Origin of the sequence: Maricaulis sp. (genome assembly GCF_017642925.1) — a bacterium.
In the GTDB taxonomy this organism is placed as follows: Bacteria; Pseudomonadota; Alphaproteobacteria; order Caulobacterales; family Maricaulaceae; genus Maricaulis.
The window spans coordinates 36,088-61,140 of record NZ_JAEPOL010000009.1; the positions used below are offsets into that span (position 1 = coordinate 36,088).

Genomic DNA, 25,053 nt, shown 5'->3' on the forward strand with positions numbered 1-25,053 from the left:
TTCTTACGTTTTCGTAAGGATACTCTTTGTTCGATTCCTGTGGGGGACGATATGAAAGGTGGATTGCTGCTTCTGGCCGGAACTGTCGGCGCCGCTGCGATGGCGCTGAGCTTTCCGCAATCCGTGCGCGACGATGTCGCGGCGCGCACAACGGTGCCGGATCACGTCTACCTCGAAGCCGAGCGGCAACTGGCCCTGTTCGTCAAATGGGCTCGCAGCGAAGACGACCGCCCTGCCCGGAGCGATCACCCCGATCGGGATGTCTGGTTGAACCAGGACGATACGGGACGGGACGTCAGCTAGTTGGCGTCAGCCGCCGCCGCGTCCTGCGCTTCCCGGATCCGCGTTTCCAGCATTGACCGGTAGCCTGCGTCTTCCGGCGCTTCGTCCAGCATCGTCTGCCATGCCTGGATGGCGTCGTCCCGCGCGCCATCCTGATAAAGCGCCTCGGCCAGGAAAAAGCGTGCGCGGACATCCTGCGGATCGATGTCGAGCGCCCGCGAAAACGCCTCGCGTGCCCGCGGTGACATCTCGCCGCCTTCGGCAAACAGATAAGCCTGGCCCAAGGATGCGAACAGATAGGCGCTGTCCGGAGCCCCGTTGATCGCATTCTCGAAGGCAATCGCGGCTTCGTCGAACCGTCCGAGCGTGAGATAGGCCTGGCCCAGCACTGCCCAGCCGCGCGGATCGTCCGGATTGGCCATCAGGTCGGCGGCGAGCGCATCGACTTCATCCAGCACGGCCTGCATCTCGTCCGGAATGTCCGCCATCGGCGCGGGCGCAGCCCGGCCTGTGAGCTGTGGCGACCCGATCTGCATATAGATCAGCACCGCCCCCATGACGGTAATCATGCTGGCAATGATGATCGCCAGACGCAGCCGCGGGCTCGGCTTGGCCGCCACCTCGCCGGAACGCTCCAGCGCGGCCTGCTCGCGGCGGCGGATGTCGAGCTCTGCAGCACGCGCTTCGCCGGGCTCAATCAGGCCGAGATCCACATCGCGGCGCAACTCCTCGCGCTGGCCGGAAAACACGCTCAGCCCGGACGCGGCATCCGCCGTCTCGCGCCGCATGACCGGCAGGATCAGGCCCAGCGCCACCAGGGTGGCGATCACGGCAATGAGCAACCAGATCATGACAGGCCCTCCTCGTCGGAGAGGGCGCGGGCACGGGCCTCATCGCCCTCGCCCGTATCGTCACCGGCCACCAACGCCCGGCGCTGGCCGCGCACAAAGACAAGGATGGCAATCCCGCCGCCAGCAAGCACCACGAGGGGGAACAGCCAGAGTGCGATCGTATTGCCCTGCACCGGCGGCAGCATCAGCACATAATCGCCATAGCGGTCCCGCAGATAGGCCTTCACCTCGGCGTCGCTGTCACCCGCCAGCAGACGCTCGCGCACAACGGCACGCAGATCGGCGGCGAGCGGCGCGTTGGAATCGTCGATGCTCTGGCTCTGGCAGACGACGCAGCGCAGCTGGTCGTAGAGCGCCCGCGCGCGGGCTTCCAGCTGGGCGTCTTCCATACGCTCTTCCGGCCCCGGCGAGGCAAGGGCGCTGCCGGCCAGCATCAGTCCGGCGAGCATGGCGGCAAGTATCTGCCTCATGGCATGTCCTCCGCCTGCAGGTGTTCGACCAGCGGCAGCAATGTGCGGTCCCAGACCTCTTCCGTGATCACCCCGACATGGCGGTAGCGCACGCGCCCGGCCCGGTCGATGATGAAGGTTTCCGGCGCGCCCGTGATCCCCAGATCGATCGCCACGCGGCCCTCGGCATCATTGCCGATGCGGACGTAGGGATTGCCGTTACGCTCGAGCCAGCGCGTGCCGGCGCCCGGCGGGTCCTTCCAGTCGATGCCATAGATCGGCACCACGCCCGAACGGCTGATCTGCATCAGCATCGGGTGCTCAATCGCACAGGGCGGACACCAGGAACCGAATACGTTCAGCAGGCTCACCTCGCCCGCCAGGTCCGCACTTGCCAGTCCGGTCACGTGCCCCTGGATCGGCGGCAGGTCGAAGGCCGGCAGTTCGCGATCGATCAGCTGGGACGGGATCTCGCCCGGATTCTCGCGCAGCCCGAGAGCGAAATAGGCCGCCATCACGGCGAACAGGGCGAGCGGCAGGAAAAGGAAAAGCCGGTTCATGACGTCACCTCCCGCGCAGCATCGGTCGTGTCCGCTGTCTTTCGTGCGGTCAGGGATCGCCGGCCGCGATCGGCAATCGACAGCACACCGCCCAGGGTCAGGATCGCCGAGCCGATCCACAGCCACATCGCGAAGGGGTAGATATAGACATGCACCGGCCAGCCGCGCTCACGCGAGGGCTCGCCGAAGGAGATGTAGAGATCGCCAGTGCCGCGCGTGCGGATCGCGCTCTCGGTCGTCGACATCTGGCGCACCGGATAGAAGCGGCGCTCGGCCACCAGCTCGCCCAGATCGCGCTGCCCGCGGGAGATGGCAAAACGCCCCTCCTCGGCCACATAATTGGCACCGTCAAAGCGTCGGACATCGTCGAGCTCGACCGTATAGCCGGCGATCTGCAGGCTCTGCCCCGGCATCAGGAAGGCGCTCGTCTCCTGCTTCCAGGCGCTGACGCCGGTAATCGCAAAGACCGTGATGGCGAGACCGAAATGCGCCACCGCCATGCCCCAGATACCCAGCGGCAGGTTCATCGCCCGGGACAGCGAGGCTTTCAGCGGGATATCGCCGAGCTTGAGACGCTGGGCGATATCGATCAGCACGCCAATCCCCACCCACATGGCCAGCGCCGTGCCCAGCGCGCCGGCGATCCGGGTGCGGTCGGCGATCCACAGCGCCAGCACGCCCGCCGCCAGGGCTGCGACCAGGGCCGGCATCAGCTTGCGCAGCACCGGTTTCAGCTTGCCGCGCTTCCAGGCCAGCATGCCCGACACCGGAACCAGGATGAACAACACGCCCATCATCGGGTTGAACGTCGCGTTGAAGAAGGGCGCACCGACGGTGATCGTTTCGTCGGAAACCGTCGTGATGAAGAGCGGATAGAAGGTGCCGAAAAAGACCAGCGCGCAGGCCGCACCGATGAAGAGATTATTGATCAGCAGCGTGCTTTCGCGGCTGACTTCGGAGAACACGCCGGTCGGCTTGAGGTGCGAGGCCCGCAACCCGTAAAGCGCCAGCGACCCGCCGATCACCGCGATCAATATGCCTAGGATGAAGACGCCGCGTTCCGGGTCGACCGCGAAGGCGTGGACCGAGGTCAGCACGCCGGAGCGCACCAGGAAGGTCCCGGCCAGCGACAGGGAAAACGTCATCAGCGCCAGCAGGATCGTCCAGGCTTTCAGCGTGTCGCGCTTTTCCATCACGCGCAGCGAGTGGATGAAGGCCGTGCCGGCCAGCCAGGGCATCAGCGAGGCGTTCTCGACCGGGTCCCAGGCCCACCAGCCGCCCCAGCCCAGCTCGTAATAGGCCCAGGCCGCACCCAGTGCGATACCGACCGTCAGGAAGCTCCAGGCCGCCAGCGCCCAGGGCCGCACGATCCGCGCCCAGCGCGCATCGACCCGCCCTTCGATCAGCGCCGCCACGGCGAAGGAGAAAGTGATCGAGAAGCCGACATAGCCGGCGTAGAGCATGGGCGGGTGCGAGGCGAGACCGGGGTCCTGCAGCAGCGGGTTGAGATCCTGCCCGTTCATCGGAGACGGCCAGAGCCGCGCGAACGGGTTGGAGGTGAACAACAGAAAGGCCGTGAACGCCGCCGTCACCAGCGACTGGACGGCAAAGGTCAGCGAGACCAGCCGCGCCTCGACCGGTTTCGCCGACAGGGCCAGAGCCGCCGTGTAGGCCGTCAGGATCAGGCCCCAGAGCAGCATCGAGCCTTCATGATTCCCCCACACACCGGTCAGCTTGTAGAGGAAGGGCTTGTCGGTGTGCGAGTTCTCGGCGACCACCAGGACGGAAAAGTCCGACACGGCAAACAGCACCGTCAGACAGGCAAAGGCCGTCAGCATCAGCACGAATTGCGCGATCGATCCGGCGCGCGCGAAACCGTGAATGGCCGGGTCTGCGGTGCGCAGCCCGATGAAAGTCAGGACGGATTGGGCCAGCGCCACCGCAAAGGCCAGGATCAGGGCAAACTGCCCGAGTTCAGCAATCATGCCGGGGAGGTGTTACGGGAATGGCAAAAGGTCAAGGTGCACGGGTGTCGCAGGGGGCGGCTATTCTTGTTCCGAAAGCCGTTCCAGATGAGAAAGGAACTCCGTACGCAACGCGTCGGCCTCTTCCGACGGAAGCCAGTTCGTCATCTGCGGCACGACCGTGCGCTGGAATCTCAACTCTTCGTCCGTCCACGGCAACTGTGTTGCCTGCCTCAGTGCGTTCAGGATGCCCTCGACCCGAATTCGAATCTCCTCTTCGCTCGGACGGGCGGGCCGCTGAACGATGTCGGTACCTGCAAAGAGATCAAATTGTGCCATGGTCGAGATTATGCGCCGATTCGCTTGTCGGCCGACTTCATTTGTTTACGGTTGCACATAGATGATATGCACCCGTTTTTGAGGGATTTGAACGCGGCATGCCAACGGCATTCGAACAAGCCATTTCCCGGTTCGGCGCCAACGCGAAAGCCAAGCTGAACAATCCGGCGGTATCGGGCGGCCCGGAAGATCAGCTGCGCGCACCGCTTGAAACGCTTTTCGCAGATCTGGCCTCGCTTGTCGGTCCGATGGCGCAGGACAGCGTACTCGTCGGTGAGACGTCGCTGGCCGACATCAAGACACGGCCGGACTACGCCGTGACGTGCCGCGGTGCGCTGGTCGGCTTTATCGAAGTGAAAGCACCCGGCAAAGGGTGCGATCCCAGAAAATTCACCGACGCTCACGACAAGGCCCAATGGCGCAAACTCCAATCGCTGCCGAACCTGATCTATACCGATGGAAACGGGTTGAGCCTTTGGCGCAATGGCAAGCGCGAGCGTGAAATTGTCCTCTTCGACGGCGATATCGAAACTGCAGGTGCGGCGCTGACGGCGCCCGATGCCCTCGTCGGCCTTCTCACCGACTTCTATGGTTGGCAGCCCGTTGCGCCGAAGCGGCCCAGACAGCTGGCCGACATGACCGCGCGGCTGTGTCGCCTGCTGCGCGATGAGGTCACGGAACAACTGGAGCGGGGCGAATCCAACCTGCAGGCGCTCAGGGAAGATTGGCGGCAGCTGCTCTTTCCCGATGCGGACAATGCGCAGTTTGCTGATGGCTATGCCCAGGCCGTGACCTTCGGGCTCCTCATGGCCCGAGCGCGCAAGATCGAACTGACAGACAACCTTGATGCGGTCGCTCGGTCGCTACGCAAGACGAACACGCTGATCGGAGCGGCGCTCGGCCTTCTCGTGGCCGACAGCGACGAAGACAGCCAGCTCAAGACGTCTCTGAAAACGCTGGTTCGCGTTCTCGACGTCGTTCACTGGGATACGATCAGCAAGGGCGAACCGGAGGCATGGCTCTACTTTTACGAGGAGTTCCTTGCGGTCTACGACAATACACTGCGAAAGCAGACCGGATCCTACTACACGCCACCTGAAGTGGTGAACGCGATGGTGCGCCTGACCGACGAGGCGCTGCGGGGTTCCGACCTTTTTGATCTGCCGCGGGGTCTGGCCTCTCCCGAAGTTACCATCGCCGATCCGGCGGCGGGTACCGGCACCTTCCTGCTGTCCGTTCTGCGCCAGATCGCGCAGATCGAGGAGGTGGAAACCGGGCCGGGCCAGGTTCCTGCGGCGGTCAAGGCCGCGCTTGCGCGCCTGATCGGTTTCGAACTGCAATTCGGACCCTTTGCGGTTGCCCAGCTGCGTCTCCTCGCAGAAATCGCCGAACTCACCGGGACCAGCACGCAGGACGCGCTGGATGTCGATCTGCGCCTTTTTGTCGCCGATACTTTGGGCGATCCCAATGAGGAAACCCACTATATTCCCACCATCCTCCAGCCGATCGCCGACTCCCGCAAAGAAGCCAACCGGATCAAGCGGGAGGAATCGATCACGGTCGTCATTGGCAATCCGCCCTACAAAGAAAAGGCGCGAGGCCGCGGCGGATGGGTCGAGAATGGTGCGCGTGGCGAGGCCGGGCCGCTGGCCGATTGGCAACCGCCGCCGGATTGAGCCGTCGGAGAGCACGCCAAACACCTTCGCAATCTCTATATCTATTTCTGGCGCTGGGCCGCGTGGAAAGTCTTTGGCGACGCAGCCTCGTCGATGCCGGGCCACCATCCCGGCGGTACGGGAATCGTCAGCTTCATCACCGTCGCGGGCTTCCTTAACGGTCCCGGCTTTAAGAAGATGCGCAGCGAGCTGCGCCGGCAGGCCAGCGATATCTGGGTAATCGACTGTACGCCCGAAGGGCACCAGCCACCGATCGGCAGCCGGATATTCCAGGGCGTCCAGCAGCCGGTCTGCATCGTCATGGCGGCGCGCCGCCCCGGGACCGGCGAAAGCACGCCGGCCCGCGTCCACTTTCGCTCCCTTCCAGAGGCCGGCCGGGCCGAGAAGTTCGAGGCACTCGCGGGAACGTCTCTGCACGACGATAGCTGGACCGATTGCCCATCGGATTGGCGAGCGCCCTTCCTGCCCCGGAGGTCGGCGGAATGGGCCGGCTATCCTGCACTGGACCAATTGTTCGACTACGACGGATCGGGCGTCATGCCGGGCCGGACCTGGGTGATCGCTCCGGACACCCAATCGCTGGAAGCCCGGTGGAAACGGCTCCAGGCGGAGACCGATCCGAACAAGAAGGAAATGCTGTTCCATCCGCACCTGCGTGGTGGCAAACCCGGCGACAAGCATCTGAACAAGGTGGTGAAGGAGGGGCTCACCGGACACCGCCACGCCGCGCTGTCAGTGGCCAATGACAAAGGGCCGATGAACGTGCCGCAGCGGTATGGATTTCGATCTTTCGACCGCCAATGGATCATTCCCGATGCTCGCTTGATCAATCAGGCCAATCCGAACCTTTGGGCGACAAACTCGCCGCGGCAGATATATGCAACGGCACCTCACGACAGAACACCAACAGGCGGCCCAGCTCTGGCGATCACAAGCCTCATCCCTGACCTGCATCACTATAATGGTCGCGGCGGCCGCGTCTTTCCGCTGTGGGCGGACAGCGAGTCCAAGACCCACAATTTCGCACCGGGCATCATCGCCGAATTGTCTGCGCCCCTGGGTTTTGAAGTCACACCGGAAGACCTCTTCGCCTATATCGCCGCGGTCGCGGCGCATCCGGACTATACGGCCCGTTTTGCCAAGGATCTCAAACAGCCGGGCCTGCGCATTCCTTTGACCGTCGACGCGGACCTGTTCGCTCAGGCCGTCAGGCTCGGCCGCGAGATTGTCTGGCTGCACACATTCGGCGACCGCTTTGCCGATCCTGCGGCGGGCCGGCCCGCCGGTGCGCCGCGCATGCCGGAATATGGCCCCGTCGTCTCCAAGGACGGCACCATTCCGGACAGTCCCGAGCGTTTTCCGCAGGACATCTCCTACAATGGCGACACGCGCCGGCTTCACGTCGGAGACGGTTATATCGACAATGTCAGTCCGGCCATGTGGACATACGAAATCTCCGGTGTTCCCGTGATCCAGCACTGGTTCAGCTACCGGCGCCGGGATCGCGAACGCCCGGTGATCGGCGATCGCCGGCCACCCTCCCCGCTCGGCAGAATCCAGCCCGAGGCTTGGCTGGCCGAATACACCAGCGAACTTGTCAATGTGCTTCACATTCTTGGGCGTCTGGTCGCACTGGAGCCGCAACAGGCTGAACTATTGAAACGGATCGTTTCCGGCCCGACCTTGACGACGGATCGGCTTCGAGAAGCTGGAGTGATCGCGGAAGTCCCCTCCTGAGAAGCGAAGGATTCGACCACTATCTCCCCCGCCCCAGCCACAGCACCAGGAGCGCCGGCGCCCAGGGCAGCATCCGTTCCGCCGGGTCCCCCGGCGCCCTCGCCCACTCGCCCAGCGTCGCCATCACCCCCGACAGGCTCTGCGCGTCCACCATGCCCAGCGCGTTGAAGAACACCGTCAGGCCGAAGCCGAGGCACATCGCCGTTCCGATGGCCCAGGCTTTCGGTTCCAGGCCCAGAACCCGCACCACGATGATCGGCCCGAAGGCCGCGCCCAGGGCCGACCAGGCGAAGAGCACACGGGCAAAGATCGTCGCGGGCAGGCTCAGCGTCATCCACACCGCGACACCGGCGATCACGGCCATGACGATGCGCGAGACCAGAACTTCCTTGCCGGCAAAGCGCCGCGAGAGGCGCATGTCGTGCGAGACGGCTGCGGAGGCCGAGAGCAGGATCGAGTCGACCGTCGACATCACCGCCGACAGGACGGCCGCGATGACGAGCCCGGCCAGAACCGGCGGCAGGAGCTGGTCTGCCAGCGTATAGAACAGGGCCTCGCCATCGGCTGCCCCGCCGACAATGGCCCGTCCGGCCAGGCCCAGTATCGTCATGCCGGTGAACACCGCGACCGCCCAGACAATGGCAATGGTGAAGCCGCGCATGCGCGCACCCTCGTCCTTCACAGCCATCAGGCGCGAGATCAGTTGCGGCTGGCCCATCGCATTGACGCCCACGCCCCACACGCCGAGGACAAATCCGATCAGCACGAAACCGGCCTGGCCGCCGGTGGTGTCGAGATAGCCTTCCGGAGCGGTGGCCGAGAGCGCATCGGCGATGCCGCCGAAACCGCCCGCGGCGATGAGCGCCGTCACGGGCAGCGCCACCGCGACCACGGCCATCAGCGCACCCTGCAGCATGTCGGTGACACTGACCGCCCAGAAACCGCCGAGCAGCGAGTAGAGCAGGACGATGGCCGCGCCGATCAGGACGGATTCGGTGATACCCAGGCCGAACTGGGTCTCGAACGCCGCCGCTGCAGCGCCGAACTGGGCCGCGATGTAGAAGATGAAGCAGAACAGGATGAAGACCGATGCCAGTATACCGATCAGCGCGCGTGAACGATCCGCCAGCCCGGCGGTCAGGAAGTCCGTCGGCGTGACATGGCCGCGCTCGGCGGTTTCCGCCCGCAAGCGGCGGCCGAAGAACAGCCAGACGGCGACATAGCCGCCCCAGATGCCCGGCACCATCCACAGCGCGGAGAGCCCGTTGGCATAGACGAAGCCGGAAAAGCCCAGCAGCACCCAGGCCGAGGATGTCGAGGCGGCATAGGACAGGCCCGCCACCCAGGCGCCCAGCCCCTGGCTTGCCAGGAAGAAATCGCCTTCGGTGCGATTGCGCCGCGAGGCCCAGACCCCGACGCCCACCAGGACCAGCTTGTAGGCGACCAGCGTCGCCAGAACGATCAGATTATCCCCGTTCATCCTGCCCTCCCCGGCAAGATGTGCGGCGCTCGCGCAAAATGCAGCCCGCACATTTCAACTCCCCCGTGAGCCGGTTTAAGCTGGTTTGCAAGCCAGTACAAAGCCGCCGGACGGCGGCGCTCCTTATCGACTGCAACAGGCCCGATGGAAACCGAACCGCTCCTGATCCGGCATGATGGCGATATCGCCGAACTCGTGCTCAACCGCCCGGGCAAGCGCAACGCCTTTACCGAAGCCATGTGGGCCGGTCTGCCGGACCTGCTCGATACGCTCGCCGAGCGCTGCCGCGTGCTGATCGTGCGCGGCCAGGGCGACCATTTTGCCTCCGGCGCCGATATCTCCGAGTTCGAGGAAATCTACGCCACCCGCGAGCGCGGCGAGGCCTATTCGGCCAGCATCGCCCGCGCCCTCGATGCGCTGGCCGATTTTCCCCATCCCACCATCGCGATGATCCGCGGCTCCTGCATCGGCGGCGGCTGCGGCCTGGCGCTGGCCTGCGATCTGCGCTTTGCCGACGACACGGCGCGCATCGCCATCACCCCCGCCAAGATGGGGCTGCTCTACCCGTTCAACGACACCAAGCGGCTCGTCGACGCGGTCGGCGGATCGATGGCGAAGGACATGCTGTTTTCCGCGCGCCAGCTCGATGCGGCCGAGGCGGAGCGCGCCGGACTTCTCGACCGCCACTTCGAACCGGCGCGGCTGGAGCCGGAAACGCGCGCCTACTGCACGCGTCTTCTGGACATGTCGCCCCTGTCGGCGACATACACCAAGAAGATAATTTCACGCGTCCTGGAAGGCCAGGACCATGACACGGACGAAACCCGCGCCTGGTTCGCCAACGCCTTTACCAGTGCGGATTTCAAGGAGGGCTATCGCGCCTTCCTCGACAAGCGAAAACCGGACTTCTCGCAAGGAGGAGCCGACATCCACAAGGGGACGGACGAGCGATGACTGACAGACCCGCCATCAAGGCCAAGGATGCACCCGATCTGGCCGGTTTCGACTGGCAGGACCCGTTCCGCCTCGACGATCAGCTGACCGAGGAAGAACGCCTGGTGCGCGACACGGCACACGCCTACGCCCAGGAAAAACTCCAGCCGCGCGTCATCGAGGCTTTCCGCGAAGAAAAGACCGACCCGGCCATCTTCCGCGAGATGGGCGAACAGGGCCTTCTGGGCTGCACCCTGCCGGAAGAATATGGCGGCGCCGGTCTGGGCTATGTCGCCTACGGCCTGGTGGCGCGCGAGATCGAGCGGGTCGATTCGGGCTATCGCTCGATGATGTCGGTCCAGTCCTCGCTGGTGATGTATCCGATCTACGCCTATGGCTCGGAAGAACAGCGTCAGAAATACCTGCCCAAGCTCGCCTCCGGCGAATGGATCGGCTGTTTCGGCCTGACCGAGCCGGATGCCGGGTCCGACCCGGCCGGCATGAAGACCCGGGCGGAAAAGATCGAGGGCGGCTATCGCCTCACCGGCTCGAAGACCTGGATTTCCAATTCGCCGATCGCCGACGTTTTCGTTGTCTGGGCCAAATCGGAAGCCCATGACGGCAAGATCCGCGGCTTCGTGCTCGACAAGGGCATGAAGGGTCTCTCCGCCCCCAAGATCGGCGGCAAGATTTCCCTGCGCGCCTCGATCACCGGCGAGATTGTCATGGACGGCGTGGAAGTCGGTGAAGATGCGCTGCTGCCGCATGTCTCCGGCCTGAAAGGTCCGTTCGGCTGTCTCAACCGCGCCCGCTACGGCATTTCCTGGGGCGCCATGGGTTCGGCGGAATTCTGCTGGCACGCGGCGCGGCAATACGGACTGGACCGCAAGCAGTTCAACCGCCCCCTCGCCCAGACCCAGCTCTACCAGAAAAAGCTCGCCGACATGATGACCGAGATCTCGCTCGGCCTGCAGGCCAGCCTGCGCGTCGGCCGGCTGATGGACGAAGCTGCGGCTGCGCCGGAGATGATCTCCATCGTCAAACGCAATAATTGCGGCAAGGCGCTGGATATCGCCCGCATGTCCCGCGACATGCATGGCGGCAACGGGATTTCCGAGGAATACCAGGTGATCCGCCACATGGTGAACCTGGAAACGGTCAACACCTATGAAGGCGCCCACGACGTCCACGCCCTCATCCTCGGCCGCGCACAGACCGGGCTGCAGGCGTTTTTCTGATCGCGCGACACCGCGGCTCGCAGCGCCAAGACTGGGTCCTTAAGCGGGGGGCCAGTTACCCGTCCACGTGCGAGCCGCAAACCGCGAAGGCTTAAAAGCCGCGCGACCAGATGTACTGGGATGCACACCAGCCGCACCTCGCACTTGATGCCCCGCTCCGCGCCCTTTAAACCGGCACGTGGAGAGGTGGCCGAGTGGTCGAAGGCGCTCCCCTGCTAAGGGAGTATACGTCAAAAGCGTATCGTGGGTTCGAATCCCATCCTCTCCGCCACTCCTTTCATGGCGGATAGAAATCAATATCTTACTGATATTGCAGGGTGATTGCTTCTAGCTGGTTCAATGGACTGGTACAGTGGAGCATGGAATCAGTGCCCGGACATCCCCGACTACATCGCCGTGTAGCGACGTACTATCACCGCGCGGCAATCCCCAAAGATATCAAAGCGACGTATCCGAAGACGGAAGAAAAATCTTCGCTCCGGACAACGGATTTCGAGGAAGCCAAGCGGCGGGTGCGCATTGAGGCGGCGCGAGTCGACCGCCTATTCGACGACCATCGGAAGATGCTCCAGCAAGCTAAGGCACAGGCGCTTCAAGAACTTACGGACAATCAAATCGCGGATATTCGCGAGGTCTACTATCGGCATTTGCTTGAAGAGGACGAAGAAACCCGGCTGGAAGGCTTTTATGATGACGACGAGCCGCTTCCGGATGCCCCAGCTTTGAGCTTTGAAGAATACGCCGAACTCGACGCAACAGTCGATGATGCAAACCGGCAGCGTCGGGCTCGCGGCAAGGTCCACGCTTTTCATCTGGACGAGGCTGAAGAAGTTCTGTCTTGGGAAGGCATCGACCTGAAGCTCGCCAAGGATTCTCCGAGCTGGCCAAAGCTTGCCCGAGCGCTACAAGCAGCCTCAATCGAAGCAGCTGATGCTAAGAAGCGCCGCAACGCGGGTGACGTGGTCGATACCCCCAAAGCCGCGCCATCGATCAATTCTGGCTCTGCCCCCAAACTCTCCACGGTCATTCGCGAATGGTTGGATGAGAAGTCTCGTAGCGCATGGGACAAAAAAACAGCGGACGCTCACCGAGCTTGGATCGATCGGTTTCTGGAGCTGGTGGGCGACCGCCCCATCGACACCTTCAAGAAAGCCGATGCGCGGAAATTCAAGGGCGTCCTTGTCCACCTTCCGGCAAACTGGACCAAGTTCGATGCGCTGAAAGGTTTGAGCTTCGAGAAAGCCTCCGAGAAGGCCCGGAAGGAAGGCTTGGCGCCCATGTCAGACCGGAACATCAACAAGATACTGGGCTTTGTCGGCTCTTTCTGGATATGGGCGGAAAAACAATATGACGAGGCCCCGGGCAATCTCTTTAGAGGCCTGAAAGTCGACATCAGTAAGTCAGCCAGGGAAGAACGCGATCCATTCTCCATATCGGAGCTGGAGCGGATATTCGCGGCGCCTCTCTTTACGGGCTGCAAATCCATCCGGTCCTACGCCCAGCCGGGAGATACCGTTCCAAGGACCTCCGGGCACTTCTGGGTGCCCCTTGTCGCCCTTTTCAGCGGGATGCGGTTGAACGAGATCATCCAGCTTCGGGTCGCAGATATCTGTAGCGAGAACGGCATCGCTTACTTCGACAACAATCTTGTTGGACCAAACAAGAAACTGAAGAACCCAGCAGCAAAGCGGAAAGTCCCGCTTCACGCGGCGTTGCGTGACCTTGGATTCATGGACTTCGTAGAGGCACAGAAGGAGGCTGGCGAGGAACGCCTGTTCCCGGATCTGCCGCTTGGGGAAGATGGCTACTATTCCTCCCCGTTCTCAAAGCGTTTCGGTCGCTTCCTTAAATCGGCGGGTGTGAAGAAGCCCAAGAACGCCTTTCACAGCTTCCGGCACTCGTTCAAGGACGCCGGGCGGAATAGCGGCGTTCCGATCGCCATCATCGACGCCATACAGGGACACACAGAGCCTGGCATGGCGGGACGATATGGCCACGGGTATAACCTTGAGACACTCGCCGGTGCGATGAACCAGATTTGCTATGACGGCCTCGATCTGAGCCATCTCTCTCCGAAAAGAAGCTAAGGCTGCTCGCCGCGGTTTTCCGAGCGCCCTTCATTCGCGTGACGCAGGGCAATCGAGAACAGCCAGTCGAACACCCGCGATCGCGCTTCGGCATCGGTGAGGATGATGCTCTTCATATCGTTGTCGCGCTGAAAGGCACGAATGATCTCGGGATAGACTGCCCGTTCATATGTACCCCGAGACACGTCCGGCGGATTGTTCCTCAGAGTCGCCAGCATCGCCGGGTCTTCCATCACCTTTTCCGACGCGGCGACGAAACGCCGATAATCATCTTCCGAGAAGTTGCCCCCATAACGCTCGTTGAACGCGTCGATGATCTCCTGGAGGGTTTTGGCCTCCCTCTCGGTGAAGGGTTTGGCGGCGAACTCGCTGATCGGTTTCAGCTCAGTTCGTTCGCCGGCTGTCAGAGAGGCACTGCCCTCGTCCTTTTGCTCAACCTTGAACGCAACCAGCCTGAGCATGTCGTCGGAAATGTCCGGATCGGCGGGCTGTTCGCGGTCGGGAAGCTTCCGGTCCAGCCATGTCGCGTAGACGTAGAGCTTTTCCAGCCCACTGTCTTCGAGCGCCATGATCTGCGCCAGGAAGACATAGAAGCGCTGGTAGCTCTTGAGCAGCTGCCGGAACTCCTCACGGCGCCCTTCATCATCTTCGGCGCTCCACCGGTCGACGGCATTGCGGACGATCGCCTCCAGGGTGGGGCGGTCGTGAGTGGTGACGCCTTCGGGTTTGAAATAGGTCTCGCAGAAGCGGTCGATCTCGGCCCGGTCGATGAAGCCGTACCCGATGATCTTCTGTTCCAGCTCGTAGATCTGGTTGGGGTCCGACCGCTCTTCCAGCGTCGTGGTCTCGAAGAAGGGCTTGAAGGCCTCCTGGATGTCCTCGATCGAATTCTGGAAGTCGAGAATGAAGGTCTTGTCCTTGCCGGTCTTGGTCCGGTTGAGCCGTGACAGCGTCTGCACGGCCTGGAGCCCCGCAAGCTTGCGGTCGACATACATGGCGCACAGCTTGGGCTGGTCGAAACCGGTCTGGTACTTCTCGGCGACGATGAGGAGATGATAGCCCTCGCCGTCGAACTTCCGGGTCAGTTCGGTCTCGGCGAACCCGTTGAGATCGGGCTCGGTGACCTCGCCGCCAGCCCCGTCCGGCAATGCGCCGGAGAAGGCGACCAGGACACCCATCTCGGAATAGTTCTTGGACGCCAGATACCGCTCCATCCCGCGATAGTATTTCAGAGCCGCTTCCCGGCTGGCCGTGACAACCATCGCCTTCGCCTCGCCGCCCAGCTCGTGCATCACGTGACGGCGGAAGTGCTCGACCATCACCTCGACCTTCTTGTCGATGGCGTCGTCGTTGAGGTGGGCGAACTTGGCGACCTTTCGCTGGGCCTTCGTGCCCTCGAAGCGCGGATCGTCCTCGATCGTCTTTTCCAGCTCGTAGTAGGCCTTGTAGGTCGAGTAGTTCTTCAGCACGTCGAGGATGAAGCCCTCTTCGATCGCCTGGCGCATGGAATAGAGATGGAAGGGATGCGGCTTGCCATCCTCACCCGTGTGCCCGAAGCGCTCCAGCGTCACATTGCGCGGTGTCGCGGTGAAGGCGAAGTAGGAGATGTTCTCCTGCGGTCCGCGTTCGTTCTGCTGGGCCAGGATAATGTCTTCCAGCGAGCCGCCCGCATCCTCCACCTCGCTCGCCGTCAACGCTTTCGAGACCGCCTCTGCCGCCTTGCCGGACTGCGAGCTGTGCGCCTCGTCCATGATGACCGCAAAGCGCTTGTGCGCCTGGGCCGAGAGCGCCGCGAGATGATCAGTTCCGAACTTCTGGATGGTCGAGACAATGATCTTGGCCCCGGCTTCCAGCGCCTCCTTGAGCTGGCGTGAGGTGCCGTCGATCGCCCGGACAACGCCGGGGGTCTGCTCCAGCTCGGTCACCGTCTTCTGAAGCTGCCGATCTAGGACGCGCCGGTCCGTGAGAATGATCGCCGTATCGAAGATCGACCGGTCGTCCTCGGTATGAAGCTTCACAGCCTGGTGCGCCGTCCAACCGATCGTGTTCGACTTGCCCGAGCCGGCCGAATGCTGGATCAGGTAGTTCTGGCCGCATCCATGCTCGCGGGCGTGCGTCATCAGCTTGCGCACCGCATCCAGCTGCTGGAAGCGCGGGAAGATCATCACGCCGTCATCATTGAGGTGGATGAAGCGGCCGATGATGTCGAGCAGCACCTCGCGCGAAAAGATCGCCCGCCCCTCGGGCAGGTCCCGGTAGAGATAGGCGATGCGAAACTCGTCGGTCCCGTCCGGCAGGGTCACGTCCGGATTGCCCGCCCCGCCGTCGCGCCCCCGGTTGAAGGGCAGAAAATAGGTCTGCCCATTGGCCAGCCGTGTGGCCATGGAGACATAGTCCTGGTCGAGCGCGAAATGGACCAGAGCCCCGCGCTGAAAGGTGAGCAACGGCTCTCCGACGGGTGAGCGGTCGCGCTTGTATTGCTTCTCGGCCGCCTTGTAGTTCGTGTTCGTCAGCGTGTTCTTGAATTCCAGGGTCGCAACCGGAATGCCGTTCACATACAGGACGGTATCGATCCGGTTGCTATGCCGGGTGGAATACTCGACCTCCTGTATCACCGACAGGATATTGGCCTCATAGAGCCGCACGAGGTCCGGATTGATCGACGAAGCGGGTTTGAAGGCGCAGAGCTGGAAGCGGATGTTCGGCACCAGCCGGATTCCCTGACGCAACACGTCCAGCGTACCGGTCCGCTTGAGCATCTTCGCGAGATGCTCGATCAGGGTGCGTTGGGCCGAGCCGGGATACTGGGCTTCCAGCGCAGCCCAGGCCTCCGGCTGGGATGTCTGCAGAAACTCAACGACCAGCTCGATATCCAGCGCCAGCGGCTTGTCATGATGCTCGGGGCGGCGCTCGCGATAGCCCTGGTGGGCGACCAGCTGCTCGACGAAGTGCTCCTGGACGGCAATTTCGCGGTGGAGGGAGGAGGCTGAGAGCGTGTTCATTGCTGCGCCACCTCAAACAGTGCCTCGGGTCTCCATACGTGCTTGGCGATTTTCCGGTACAACTCGCCTCGCTCGTCGATACTCTTTCGGGTGAAAGTCTCAACAGGCTCGAACGACAGCTTTTCGCGCGCCTTGAAGTTCACGAAACCGGGGTTGTGATCGTAGCAACCCGAATGGAGTGATCTGGCGAGTAGATTCTGCGACGCGTAATGCGGGAGCTTTTCGGCGTACGGAAGAGCGCCGTAGCTCGCATTGAAAGGCTTGGGAAGAAGGAGCAGTCCGCCAAGCCTGTTTCGAGTGTCTCTGAAGTCTGATTCATGATCGAACTCATCTGTGTGGCGCTCATATTTGTCAGCCCAGATGTGCTCTACTTCATACTTCACATTCCGATAACCCATAAACTCGTCGAAGCGTGAAGTCATGCCCGATTGGGTCTCCATGTAGTCTGTGATGCGAGCGAGAAACTGATGAATGAACTTACGGTTTTGTTGGTGCAAATACAGTCCAACGCCGTCCCAACCATAGTGATTGTCGTCAAAATTCTCTTCTTCAGCGCGAAGCTTTTCAACCAGGACCTCAGCGAGAGAGTGCGTGTCCAAACCGCGAATGTCCCGCATAACCAAAAACATCGCGTACTGCATTGTTGAGTACGATATCCGTCGGAAGTTCCATTGCCGCCATGTCAAAAGAATGTCGACATACATCGCCGTGACGCGAATCTTGCGATCTATCTCATCGGGCGAGTCAGTGACCCTGAGCGGAGCCAACAAGAGCTGGAATTGCTGCGTGAAGCCGCTCAGCGAGTTGTAATAAACGTGCTCAAGGCCCTCAACTTGCCCACGTGCAGCTTCGAGCAATTGAAGATAATGCTTCGAATAGAACTCAAAGTCTTGCTCTAAGAATCGTTTGAAATCGGCCGGTCGATTAAGCTCAATCTGATTTCGGGCATCGCGAACCCATCGATGATACTCTGTTCCGATGCGGTCAAAGTCTTCTTGCTTTGCGCCTTTCTTTCTCTCTCGAATCTTCTGGGCGTACTGACTCCGCAGCCACGCCTTGAAAAATTCGGAGTCGACATCCTTGCCCCGGTCTTCAAACGCACGAATTCGTTCTTTCCAACGCTCATTCGTAGAGGCTCGATCCGATACCTCAATATTGGCAAGAAGATAGCCCTTCAGCATGTCCGTTGGGCGCAACGACAAGCCGCGATCATTCATCGTCTCGAAGATCGTGTAGGCATCGTCGTCGGAATAAGCAGTAATTTCTACAAGGTGCACATTCTCAAGAAGCCAATCCGCAAAAAATGGCAACGCGTCGTCACTCAGTTCTGCTGGAAAAGCGCTCGCAATATCTTGGTAACGCTCATAGAGGTTTCGGACCGCTTCAGGGGCTTCGGAAATGTCAAAGTTTTCTTCTTTAAATAGAGCCTCCAGGCATGGCGTTCGCTCAGCGACGTCGAGGTTGAATGACTTCTGCCCGTACTTCACCGAGAAGATGAGATCGCTGACAGCAACGCGGTCGTCCTCACCCAACCGCTTCTGCAAATTGTGAAGCAGAATCAGAAGTAGGGTGAGGCTAGTCAGTCGCTGCTGCCCATCAACGATAAAGCTCCCATCCGACTTCTTGCTGATGATGACAGATCCGAGGAAGTAGTGCGGATAATCGCTAATTTTCTGGCGATCATGGCTTGGATCAAACTCTTCTAGGAACTTCGCAGCCAGGTCATTCACAAGATCCGTGACCTGTTTCTCACCCCACTTGTACTCGCGCTGATAGTAATCGATCGAGTACTTCGCTCCGTTGAGCATTTCACGGACTGTCTTCGCCCTACCGACGATCTCTCTCATCCCGCCATCTCCTCCTGGATCTGATCGAGGCGCTTGTTGCCCTCGCCGGTCCGGCCCCAGCGGGTCACGTCGATCTGGCCTGTGACGGCGGCTGTGATGAGCGCCGAGCGGTATTCCTTGAGGCGGTCGATGGAGACTTGAACATGGTCCGCCAGGCTCCGGTGCGACGCGATAAGACGATCAATCTCGTCAGCGATGCTCTCTTGCTCATTAGAGCTTGGCAGATAGATCGACGTCGCGAGAAAGCGGTCAACTTCTAGCCGCCATTGATCGGGCCGGATGCCATTCGAGATCGCGCGGTAGAAATCAGGCATAGGCCGCGCTCGGAGGAGATGGTTGATATATCGATTTTGCATCCGTCGCGTAGGCACCATCACGACATAGTCGGGACTGGTGATGCCTTCGTGGTCAGAAATGCCAAGCGAACCCTGCCAGGCTTTCATCTTGTTGATTACCAGGTCTCCTGGCTCGACAAGCTGATAGCTCGACACATCCATCGGCACCTTGTTGATGTTGTCATCGCGAGAGTTGCGAACGACTACACCATGCTCGCGATAAACCGACAGTATAGTCTTCTCTTGGAAACCTTGGCGCTTCGCGAGCCGGAAAAGTGTCTTGATCGGCGTTCTCTCCAGCTGCTGGTCGTTTCCAACCGACTGACCCAAGAGGCCCTGGAGGACCATTCTGCCGCTCGGGATGAGGTCGCTCGGCACAGACTTTTCCCGCTCCCCCAACAGCTCCACCAGGCGCTGTTTCTTCTCGATCAGCTGGTCGATCCGGGCGGTTTCCTTGTCGAGGAAGTCCGCGATGGCCTTCTGGGTGTCGAGGTCGGGCTTGGCGATCCAATCGTTCGGAAAGTCCGTGAACTTGATGGACTGCCTCACCCCTCCACCGAGCGAGTAGTAATATTTGGCCATGTCTAGCGCGAGCAACGCATACGCCCAGAAGCGGGCGTCATCGTCACGTGACACATGTAGAGCGTCGTAAGCAGACGTGACGATGCCGCGCTCTTGCACAAGACCTTGGCGGAGGCTTCGCTTGTCGTTCTGAAGGTCGGTTAGGCGCATCACGATGTCGCCCGGCTCGACGACCTGATAGGTCTCGAAGCTTTCGGGCAGCAGACCATCAGCGGTGTTGATGTCCTTCCTTTTGATACGCCCATAGCTCAACGAGAGAAGGTTGCGCTCCTTCATCCCGTCATTCTTATTCTTACGGCGCACCTTCAGTGTCTGATGCAGCTTCCCAAGCTGCCAAGAAGATGGGCATCGAGCACCATGAACCCGTTCTTGGAGCGTCATTGGGGTCACGCCGCGACCTCCTTAAGAAGCCCGGCAATCTCCGCCTCCAGCGCCTTTAACTCCTTGTCGATCTCCTCCAACGGGCGCGGCGGGACGTATTCGTAGAAATACCGGTTGAAATTGATCTCGTAGCCGACCCGGCCGACTTCGCCATCCTTGGCGTCCGTGTGGCTTTCATCCACCCAGGCGTCGGGCACGAAGGGTTTGACCTCGCGTTCAACGTAAGTCTCCCAAGCCTCGCCCAGGGGGACGAGTTCGGTATCGCGCAGATCGCTGTCCGGCTCCGGCTGGCCTTTCTTGTCCCGACAGACCTCGGCCTCCTCGTCACGTTCGCAGAGAGCCGACAGCACCGCCTTCTTCACGGGCGCGGCAAGCTTCACGTCCTGGCCCTTCAGAGCGGCCGCCAGGGCCTTTTCGAAGGCCGGCCGCGCGGTCCAGCGCTGGGCGGGCAGACAGCGCAGGGCGAGGATGGCCCTGTCCTGCTCGGCTTCCTCCAATTTGGCAAAGGCCCGCTCGGCTTTCAGCGCCTCGATCCGCGCATCGGTCACCTCGAAGGCCAGCTTCAACGGCCGCTCCACCCGGATTTCGCGATAGCCGAAATCGGTCGTGTCGAAGACCTTGGAGACCTTCTCGTCCGCCTTATCAAACGCGGTGTAGAGGCCGACAATCTCTTCACGGGCCTCGTCGGGGATTTCCCGCCGTTTCGAGCCCAGCGATTTGCGCATGGAGCGCCAGAAGCGCTCGCCGGAGGCATCGATCAGCTGCACCTTTCCGCGACGGGCTGCGCTCTTGCGATTTGTGAGGATCCAGACATAGGTCTGGATGCCGGTATTGTAGAAAAGATCGGTCGGCAGGGCGATGATCGCCTCGACCCAGTCATTCTCCAGCATCCAGCGCCGAATCTCGCTCTCGCCCGACCCCGCCCCGCCAGTGAAGAGCGGCGAGCCGTTCATGACGATGCCCAGCCGCGAGCCGGCCTCGTCCGGCCGCATCTTGGAGATCATGTGCTGCAGGAAGAGGAGCTGGCCGTCCGATACACGCGGCGTGCCCGCACCGAACCGGCCCTCCTCGCCCATCTCGTCGCGCTCGGTCTCGATATCTTCCTTGTACTTCTTCCAGTCCACGCCATAGGGCGGGTTAGACAACATGTAGTGGAACTGGCGCCCCTTGTGGGCATCCTGGGTGAGCGTATTGCCATAGGCGATCTGCTCGGGATCGTGGCCGGTGACCAGCATATCCGACCGGCAGATGGCGAAGGACTCGCCGTTCAGCTCCTGACCGAACAGCTCGACCCGCATCTTGTCATTGATCGCCTTGAGCGCTTCCTCGGTCAGCGCCAGCATGCCGCCCGTGCCGCACGCCGGGTCATAGACTTGGCGGATGACGCCTTCCCTCTGAAGGCCGTCCCTGTCCGGCTCGACCAGGAGGTCGACAATCAGCCGGATCACCTCGCGCGGGGTGAAGTGTTCCCCGGCCGTCTCGTTGGAGATTTCCGAAAAGCGGCGGATCAGCTCCTCGAACAGATAGCCCATCTCCAGACTGGAAATCTTCGAGGGGTGAAGGTCGATCTCGGTGAAGCGCTCGAACACCTTCCAGAGCAGCCCGGCATCCTTGAGGCGCTTGAGCTGGTCGGTGAAGAGGAATTTCTCAAGGAAGACGTCCTGCACATCCGGCGAGAAGCCCATGATGTAGTCGATCAGGTTCTCGTGGAGCTGGCCGGCGTCCTGCTGCTTCAGCTTGGCGAAGGTGAAACGCGAGGTGTTGTAGACCTTGATGTCGCTGCCGACGGCACCGAGCAGCATCATGCGCCGGGTCTCGTCATCAATGTCCTCAGGCAGGTTCGCAGCGGCCGAGAGAACAGCCTCCTTGGTCGGCTCCAGGATCAGGTCCAGGCGCCGCAGCACGACGAAGGGCAGCACCACCTTGCCGTATTCGGACCGCTTGAAATCACCGCGCAGCAGTTCCGCGATCGACCAGGCGAAATTCGCCAGGCTCTGCACATTCGATGGTGTTGGTGTCATCCCCGCCCCGCACTCTTTAAGTTGAGCAAACCCGATCTGCCCGCCAAAGGCAATCCGCGCCCGCTTCAACGTCTTGATTATCCAGTGGATAGCCCGACAGGCCCGCCACCGGTGTGATACTCATCATACCCAGGTGTCAGAAGCTGTCGTCAGGCCACCGATGCGACATCAAGAAGCGTCTCGCACGCCCGCGCGATGTCCTCACCAAGATACCGCAGCACCTTGCCACGCGATCGGGGGTAGACGTCGAGCCGCTCGATGCGGGTCTGTCCTTTTCCGGTATCGACAACCCACTGCTTGTGCGTACCGGACGCGAGGCGATGGATCAGCTTGGCGGCCTGGACCCGCTGGAATTCCGGCCGGGTGTCGGCCTCCGGGTCTGCAGCTGTCGCGAAGGCAAGCGCAAGCCAGGCTTCAAGGACACGGTCGGGCGCAACACCCGCCTCTCTCAGACGCGCCCAGGCCTTGCGAGCCCGTTCCTTCGGCCCCAGTCCTTTCAGGCGAAAAGCTTCCACCTGCGGCCCCGCAGAGCGGTAGAGTATCCGGACGCGTTTCCTCGCGGCCTTCACAGCCGGATGATCATCATTCTCGCGAAGCCAGGTCCGCGCCTTGTCCCGATGGGGCTTCAGCGCTGCGGCCGTGTAGGACTTGCGATAAGGGCTTCCATGCACCGCATATTGCTCGGCATGACGACGACACAGACGCCGGTCAAACCCTTCACCTGCAGCCGCGCGGGTCGGGTTGCTGCATTCAAGGACGATGCAGCGAGAGAGTTCAGACGCTGGACTCGACAGACGACGGGCGATGTCGGCCCGGCGGGCTTGTTGTCGTGACGACATCTCCAGCTCCCCCCTTACGAGGCCCACTATAGGGTTCCTCCTTGTAGGCCAAAATCCTGATCAATTATTCCTAGAAATCATAAACCGAAGAGTGGCTTACGGTGACCTTGGCCCTATTCCCCGTATGTTCGAGGAAGGAGGCCTCCATCGCCTCCCGAGCCTGTCCTTCACACCCTTCTGCAACCAAGATTGCGTCATGTATCGGCAAAGCCGTGACACCCTGGGCCATAAGGCGCTCAAGCACGCCTAGAAGGATATCGCTCTCGGTTCGCATCAGTTCGAGCCCCGCTCCGGTTTCCATGAATGGAGCGATTACGTCGTGTCGATCTCGAACGGCCGAACGAACTTCCTTCCATTTCGGAGCCTCACCGGTCTCGGGGTCGCGAAACATATCGATCGTGTCTTTCGGCCATGTCCGCAGCGGACTGGCTGCATAGAGCAACGCATTGAAAACGCGCTTCAGCCCTTTTCTCGGGTAGTCGAACCCCGGCACACATCGCTCATACGCTCGCCCTCAAGCAGGCGCGCCACAAAACGCAGACGTTCGTCCATAACCGAACTCTCCTTCCACGGCATCAACACCCCCGGCGCAAAACCAAAAGTGTTACCCATGTGTCCGGTACGTTCCGTCACCTATCTCTCAGGTCGCTCACACGGCGGAATGGTCGGTCGGCTCAGCGTCCGTAACTGGAACCACGTCGACGTGTCGGCGTTGATTCCGGTGGAGAAACGCAATGCCGGACGACCCGAAATCCTCTGATCGCAAGCGCAACACCCATTCTGCACAGGATGTGCGGCAGGCAGAGATCAACCTGCGCAAACCCTGGCAGAGATGGGTGTTTTTCGGCGGGCTGGGGGCGGTCGTGCTTGTCATCGCCATCGCCACACTGGCATCGCGGACCGGCTGACCGGGCGCGACACCTGCCGCGCAACCGCCGTGTCACTGCTGGCTGTGCAGCCCGCCCTGTTCGCTGACCGCGCGAAATGCGGCTTCGCCGGCCCGGCCGTCGGCCCGGGCGATATCACCCAGCGAGACGATACCAACCAGACGCTTGTCGCTGTCGACGACAAGCAGACGGCGCACCTTCTGCTCGGCCATGTTGCTGGCGACGCTCTCCAGCGCATCGTCTTCATAGCAGTAGAGAATTTCCGGGCTCATTGCTTCGCGGGCCGGCGTATCCGGTCCGCGGCCTGCGGCCACGGCGCGCACGGCGATATCGCGATCGGTGATCACGCCGACCAGGCGATCATTCTCGCCGAGCGGGATGACGCCGCTGTCGAGCTGCCGCATCCGCGTCGCGATGGCGGAGATCGGCTCCTCGGGCGAGGACACGTCGACCGTACGGCTCATGCATTCCGAGATTTTCATAGCTGGCTCCTTCATTGCCGGAGCCGGGTGGAACGAGGCGGACGGTTTGCGGCCGCTCTGAAGCGCTCCGGCATGAATGCAACGGCACCGCACGGGCAATCGTTCCGGCTTCCCGGCAGTCGGACAGCCGCCCGTCAGCGCCTTTCCAGCAGCAGCACCGAGAAGAGGTCACTCGCATCGCGATAATTCTCGGCAACGCGCCACGGGCTGGCCGCCAGCAGACGCTCGATCTGCGCCGGGTCGAACTTGCGGGAGTTTTCCGTGTGGATGGTTTCGCCGGCGGCGAAATCGAAGCGCTTGCCGCATATGGTCACGCCCTGGTCGGCAAGGCTGACGAGATGCATCTCCATCCGGCTCTCCGCCTCGTTCCAGCGGGCTTCGTGGCGGAAATTGTCCAGGTCGAAATCTGCGCCCAGCTCGCGGTTGAGGCGGACCAGGAGGTTGAGGTTGAAGTCTGCGGTCACACCCTGGGCGTCGTCATAGGCCGGGATCAGGATGTCGGGGCTTTTCTTCAGATCGACGCCGAGCACCAGAAGCCCGTCCGGCCCCAGTTCCTCGGCGGCCCCGGCCAGGAAGGTCTCGATATCGGCATCGTCGAGATTGCCGATGGTTGAGCCGGGGAAAAAGCCGACACGGCGCGCCCGCGGGTCGATGTCCGGCAGCGGGGGCGGCACCAGGAAATTGCCCACGACAGGATGGATGGGCAGTTCGGGATAATCCTGCTGCAGCAGCGGTTTCGTCTTGGCCAGCATGTCGTCGGACACGTCGATCGGCACATAGCCGGCCAGCGCCTCAAGGGCGTCGAGCAGGATCCGCGTCTTCACCGAGGCTCCGGCTCCGTACTCGACCAAGACGGCCCCCTCGCCGATCCGCCGCGACAGATCAGGCGCTGCAGCGTTGAGGATCGCGGTCTCGGTGCGTGTGGGATAATATTCCGGCAACGCCGTGATGTCCTCGAACAGATCCGAGCCGCGCGCATCGTAGAGCAGGCGCGAGGGCAGCGTTTTCTGGCGGCCGGAAAGGCCTTCGAGAACATCGTCCAGCATGATTTCTCCGCTTGGGGTTCTGGATGAAAAGGGAA

Annotated in this window: 22 protein-coding genes and 1 tRNA gene; 8 read left to right on the forward strand and 15 right to left on the reverse strand. The window is 61.8% G+C overall.

Annotation, left to right across the window (positions count from 1 at the left end; genetic code table 11):
• Positions 1-51 precede the first annotated feature (51 nt).
• Positions 52-303, forward strand: a complete 252-nt coding sequence (locus JJ918_RS08795; protein WP_291885967.1) for a hypothetical protein — start codon at positions 52-54, stop codon at positions 301-303.
• On the opposite strand, the gene ccmI is transcribed toward JJ918_RS08795, so the two are convergent.
• The 5 genes from ccmI to JJ918_RS08820 are packed head-to-tail and all read right to left on the reverse strand — an operon-like array spanning position 300 to position 4,445.
• Entirely contained in the window at positions 300-1,133 is an 834-nt protein-coding gene (gene ccmI, locus JJ918_RS08800) for a c-type cytochrome biogenesis protein CcmI (RefSeq protein ID WP_291885970.1), read from the reverse strand. The two genes, JJ918_RS08795 and ccmI, sit on opposite strands and share 4 nt — an antisense overlap.
• Positions 1,130-1,603 (reverse strand): cytochrome c-type biogenesis protein, encoded by a 474-nt coding sequence (locus JJ918_RS08805; protein WP_291885973.1) that lies wholly within the window; start codon positions 1,601-1,603, stop codon positions 1,130-1,132. The genes ccmI and JJ918_RS08805 overlap by 4 nt, the downstream gene beginning before the upstream one ends.
• Positions 1,600-2,142 (reverse strand): DsbE family thiol:disulfide interchange protein, encoded by a 543-nt coding sequence (locus JJ918_RS08810; RefSeq protein WP_291885976.1) that lies wholly within the window; start codon positions 2,140-2,142, stop codon positions 1,600-1,602. The genes JJ918_RS08805 and JJ918_RS08810 overlap by 4 nt, the downstream gene beginning before the upstream one ends.
• A complete protein-coding gene (locus JJ918_RS08815) occupies positions 2,139-4,127 on the reverse strand; it encodes a heme lyase CcmF/NrfE family subunit (RefSeq protein ID WP_291885979.1) in 1,989 nt (662 codons plus the stop codon). Before JJ918_RS08815 ends, JJ918_RS08810 begins: the two co-directional genes overlap by 4 nt.
• 60 nt (positions 4,128-4,187) lie before the next feature.
• Positions 4,188-4,445, reverse strand: a complete 258-nt coding sequence (locus JJ918_RS08820; protein ID WP_291885982.1) for a hypothetical protein — start codon at positions 4,443-4,445, stop codon at positions 4,188-4,190.
• 98 nt (positions 4,446-4,543) lie between these two features.
• On the opposite strand from JJ918_RS08820, the gene JJ918_RS08825 reads away from it, so the two are divergent.
• Positions 4,544-6,121, forward strand: a complete 1,578-nt coding sequence (locus JJ918_RS08825; protein WP_291885985.1) for an N-6 DNA methylase — start codon at positions 4,544-4,546, stop codon at positions 6,119-6,121.
• 41 nt (positions 6,122-6,162) lie between these two features.
• Here the strand turns inward: JJ918_RS08825 and JJ918_RS08830 are convergent, their stop codons facing one another.
• Positions 6,163-6,423: a hypothetical protein gene (locus JJ918_RS08830; protein WP_291885988.1), complete on the reverse strand. Its 261-nt coding sequence runs from the start codon at positions 6,421-6,423 to the stop codon at positions 6,163-6,165.
• Positions 6,424-6,631: 208 nt separating this feature from the next.
• Here JJ918_RS08830 and JJ918_RS08835 point away from each other — a divergent pair, with 208 nt between their 5' ends.
• Positions 6,632-7,858, forward strand: a complete 1,227-nt coding sequence (locus JJ918_RS08835; protein WP_291885991.1) for a type ISP restriction/modification enzyme — start codon at positions 6,632-6,634, stop codon at positions 7,856-7,858.
• A 19-nt stretch (positions 7,859-7,877) separates the two neighbouring features.
• On the opposite strand, the gene JJ918_RS08840 is transcribed toward JJ918_RS08835, so the two are convergent.
• On the reverse strand, positions 7,878-9,338 hold the full coding sequence (locus JJ918_RS08840) for a sodium/proline symporter (RefSeq protein WP_291885994.1): 1,461 nt from the start codon (positions 9,336-9,338) through the stop codon (positions 7,878-7,880).
• Positions 9,339-9,482: 144 nt separating this feature from the next.
• On the opposite strand from JJ918_RS08840, the gene JJ918_RS08845 reads away from it, so the two are divergent.
• The 4 genes from JJ918_RS08845 to JJ918_RS08860 all read left to right on the forward strand — a co-directional run bounded on the left by JJ918_RS08845 (position 9,483) and on the right by JJ918_RS08860 (position 13,596).
• Positions 9,483-10,292, forward strand: a complete 810-nt coding sequence (locus JJ918_RS08845; RefSeq protein ID WP_291885997.1) for an enoyl-CoA hydratase-related protein — start codon at positions 9,483-9,485, stop codon at positions 10,290-10,292.
• Positions 10,289-11,509: an acyl-CoA dehydrogenase gene (locus JJ918_RS08850; protein ID WP_291886000.1), complete on the forward strand. Its 1,221-nt coding sequence runs from the start codon at positions 10,289-10,291 to the stop codon at positions 11,507-11,509. Before JJ918_RS08845 ends, JJ918_RS08850 begins: the two co-directional genes overlap by 4 nt.
• Positions 11,510-11,689: 180 nt before the next feature.
• A tRNA-Ser gene (locus JJ918_RS08855) sits at positions 11,690-11,780 on the forward strand.
• An 88-nt stretch (positions 11,781-11,868) separates the two neighbouring features.
• Positions 11,869-13,596, forward strand: coding sequence for a site-specific integrase (locus tag JJ918_RS08860; protein ID WP_291886005.1), 1,728 nt, complete (start codon positions 11,869-11,871; stop codon positions 13,594-13,596).
• Here the strand turns inward: JJ918_RS08860 and JJ918_RS08865 are convergent.
• From JJ918_RS08865 to JJ918_RS08890, 6 genes are all read right to left on the reverse strand, one after another.
• On the reverse strand, positions 13,593-16,598 hold the full coding sequence (locus JJ918_RS08865; RefSeq protein ID WP_291886008.1) for a type I restriction endonuclease: 3,006 nt from the start codon (positions 16,596-16,598) through the stop codon (positions 13,593-13,595). The two genes, JJ918_RS08860 and JJ918_RS08865, sit on opposite strands and share 4 nt — an antisense overlap.
• A complete protein-coding gene (locus JJ918_RS08870; protein ID WP_291886010.1) occupies positions 16,595-18,445 on the reverse strand; it encodes a DUF262 domain-containing protein in 1,851 nt (616 codons plus the stop codon). Before JJ918_RS08870 ends, JJ918_RS08865 begins: the two co-directional genes overlap by 4 nt.
• Positions 18,442-19,638 (reverse strand): hypothetical protein, encoded by a 1,197-nt coding sequence (locus JJ918_RS08875; RefSeq protein ID WP_291886013.1) that lies wholly within the window; start codon positions 19,636-19,638, stop codon positions 18,442-18,444. Before JJ918_RS08875 ends, JJ918_RS08870 begins: the two co-directional genes overlap by 4 nt.
• Before the next feature lie 110 nt (positions 19,639-19,748).
• Positions 19,749-21,764: a class I SAM-dependent DNA methyltransferase gene (locus tag JJ918_RS08880; protein ID WP_291886016.1), complete on the reverse strand. Its 2,016-nt coding sequence runs from the start codon at positions 21,762-21,764 to the stop codon at positions 19,749-19,751.
• Between the two features lie 149 nt (positions 21,765-21,913).
• Positions 21,914-22,603 (reverse strand): hypothetical protein, encoded by a 690-nt coding sequence (locus JJ918_RS08885; protein ID WP_291886019.1) that lies wholly within the window; start codon positions 22,601-22,603, stop codon positions 21,914-21,916.
• A gap of 70 nt (positions 22,604-22,673) precedes the next feature.
• Positions 22,674-23,096, reverse strand: a complete 423-nt coding sequence (locus tag JJ918_RS08890; RefSeq protein WP_291886022.1) for a hypothetical protein — start codon at positions 23,094-23,096, stop codon at positions 22,674-22,676.
• A gap of 241 nt (positions 23,097-23,337) precedes the next feature.
• On the opposite strand from JJ918_RS08890, the gene JJ918_RS08895 reads away from it, so the two are divergent.
• Entirely contained in the window at positions 23,338-23,511 is a 174-nt protein-coding gene (locus JJ918_RS08895) for a hypothetical protein (RefSeq protein ID WP_291886025.1), read from the forward strand.
• A gap of 32 nt (positions 23,512-23,543) precedes the next feature.
• Here the strand turns inward: JJ918_RS08895 and JJ918_RS08900 are convergent, their stop codons facing one another.
• Together JJ918_RS08900 and egtD are read right to left on the reverse strand one after the other, a co-directional pair.
• Positions 23,544-23,972 (reverse strand): CBS domain-containing protein, encoded by a 429-nt coding sequence (locus JJ918_RS08900; protein ID WP_291886029.1) that lies wholly within the window; start codon positions 23,970-23,972, stop codon positions 23,544-23,546.
• Positions 23,973-24,106: 134 nt separating this feature from the next.
• On the reverse strand, positions 24,107-25,018 hold the full coding sequence (gene egtD / locus JJ918_RS08905; RefSeq protein WP_291886031.1) for an L-histidine N(alpha)-methyltransferase: 912 nt from the start codon (positions 25,016-25,018) through the stop codon (positions 24,107-24,109).
• Positions 25,019-25,053 lie beyond the last annotated feature (35 nt).

Excerpts from the sequence above, each read along its gene's own strand:
- JJ918_RS08860 (WP_291886005.1), top strand. The coding sequence starts at position 11,869 with ATGGAATCAGTGCCCGGACATCCCCGACTACATCGCCGTGTAGCGACG.
- JJ918_RS08880 (WP_291886016.1), bottom strand. The coding sequence starts at position 21,764 with ATGACACCAACACCATCGAATGTGCAGAGCCTGGCGAATTTCGCCTGG.
- JJ918_RS08825 (WP_291885985.1), top strand. The coding sequence starts at position 4,544 with ATGCCAACGGCATTCGAACAAGCCATTTCCCGGTTCGGCGCCAACGCG.
- JJ918_RS08805 (WP_291885973.1), bottom strand. The coding sequence starts at position 1,603 with ATGAGGCAGATACTTGCCGCCATGCTCGCCGGACTGATGCTGGCCGGC.
- ccmI (WP_291885970.1), bottom strand. The coding sequence starts at position 1,133 with ATGATCTGGTTGCTCATTGCCGTGATCGCCACCCTGGTGGCGCTGGGC.
- JJ918_RS08810 (WP_291885976.1), bottom strand. The coding sequence starts at position 2,142 with ATGAACCGGCTTTTCCTTTTCCTGCCGCTCGCCCTGTTCGCCGTGATG.
- JJ918_RS08845 (WP_291885997.1), top strand. The coding sequence starts at position 9,483 with ATGGAAACCGAACCGCTCCTGATCCGGCATGATGGCGATATCGCCGAA.
- JJ918_RS08900 (WP_291886029.1), bottom strand. The coding sequence starts at position 23,972 with ATGAAAATCTCGGAATGCATGAGCCGTACGGTCGACGTGTCCTCGCCC.
- JJ918_RS08865 (WP_291886008.1), bottom strand. The coding sequence starts at position 16,598 with ATGAACACGCTCTCAGCCTCCTCCCTCCACCGCGAAATTGCCGTCCAG.
- JJ918_RS08885 (WP_291886019.1), bottom strand. The coding sequence starts at position 22,603 with ATGTCGTCACGACAACAAGCCCGCCGGGCCGACATCGCCCGTCGTCTG.
- JJ918_RS08820 (WP_291885982.1), bottom strand. The coding sequence starts at position 4,445 with ATGGCACAATTTGATCTCTTTGCAGGTACCGACATCGTTCAGCGGCCC.
- JJ918_RS08795 (WP_291885967.1), top strand. The coding sequence starts at position 52 with ATGAAAGGTGGATTGCTGCTTCTGGCCGGAACTGTCGGCGCCGCTGCG.
- JJ918_RS08840 (WP_291885994.1), bottom strand. The coding sequence starts at position 9,338 with ATGAACGGGGATAATCTGATCGTTCTGGCGACGCTGGTCGCCTACAAG.
- JJ918_RS08830 (WP_291885988.1), bottom strand. The coding sequence starts at position 6,423 with ATGACGATGCAGACCGGCTGCTGGACGCCCTGGAATATCCGGCTGCCG.
- JJ918_RS08850 (WP_291886000.1), top strand. The coding sequence starts at position 10,289 with ATGACTGACAGACCCGCCATCAAGGCCAAGGATGCACCCGATCTGGCC.
- JJ918_RS08815 (WP_291885979.1), bottom strand. The coding sequence starts at position 4,127 with ATGATTGCTGAACTCGGGCAGTTTGCCCTGATCCTGGCCTTTGCGGTG.
- JJ918_RS08870 (WP_291886010.1), bottom strand. The coding sequence starts at position 18,445 with ATGAGAGAGATCGTCGGTAGGGCGAAGACAGTCCGTGAAATGCTCAAC.
- egtD (WP_291886031.1), bottom strand. The coding sequence starts at position 25,018 with ATGCTGGACGATGTTCTCGAAGGCCTTTCCGGCCGCCAGAAAACGCTG.
- JJ918_RS08875 (WP_291886013.1), bottom strand. The coding sequence starts at position 19,638 with ATGAAGGAGCGCAACCTTCTCTCGTTGAGCTATGGGCGTATCAAAAGG.
- JJ918_RS08895 (WP_291886025.1), top strand. The coding sequence starts at position 23,338 with ATGCCGGACGACCCGAAATCCTCTGATCGCAAGCGCAACACCCATTCT.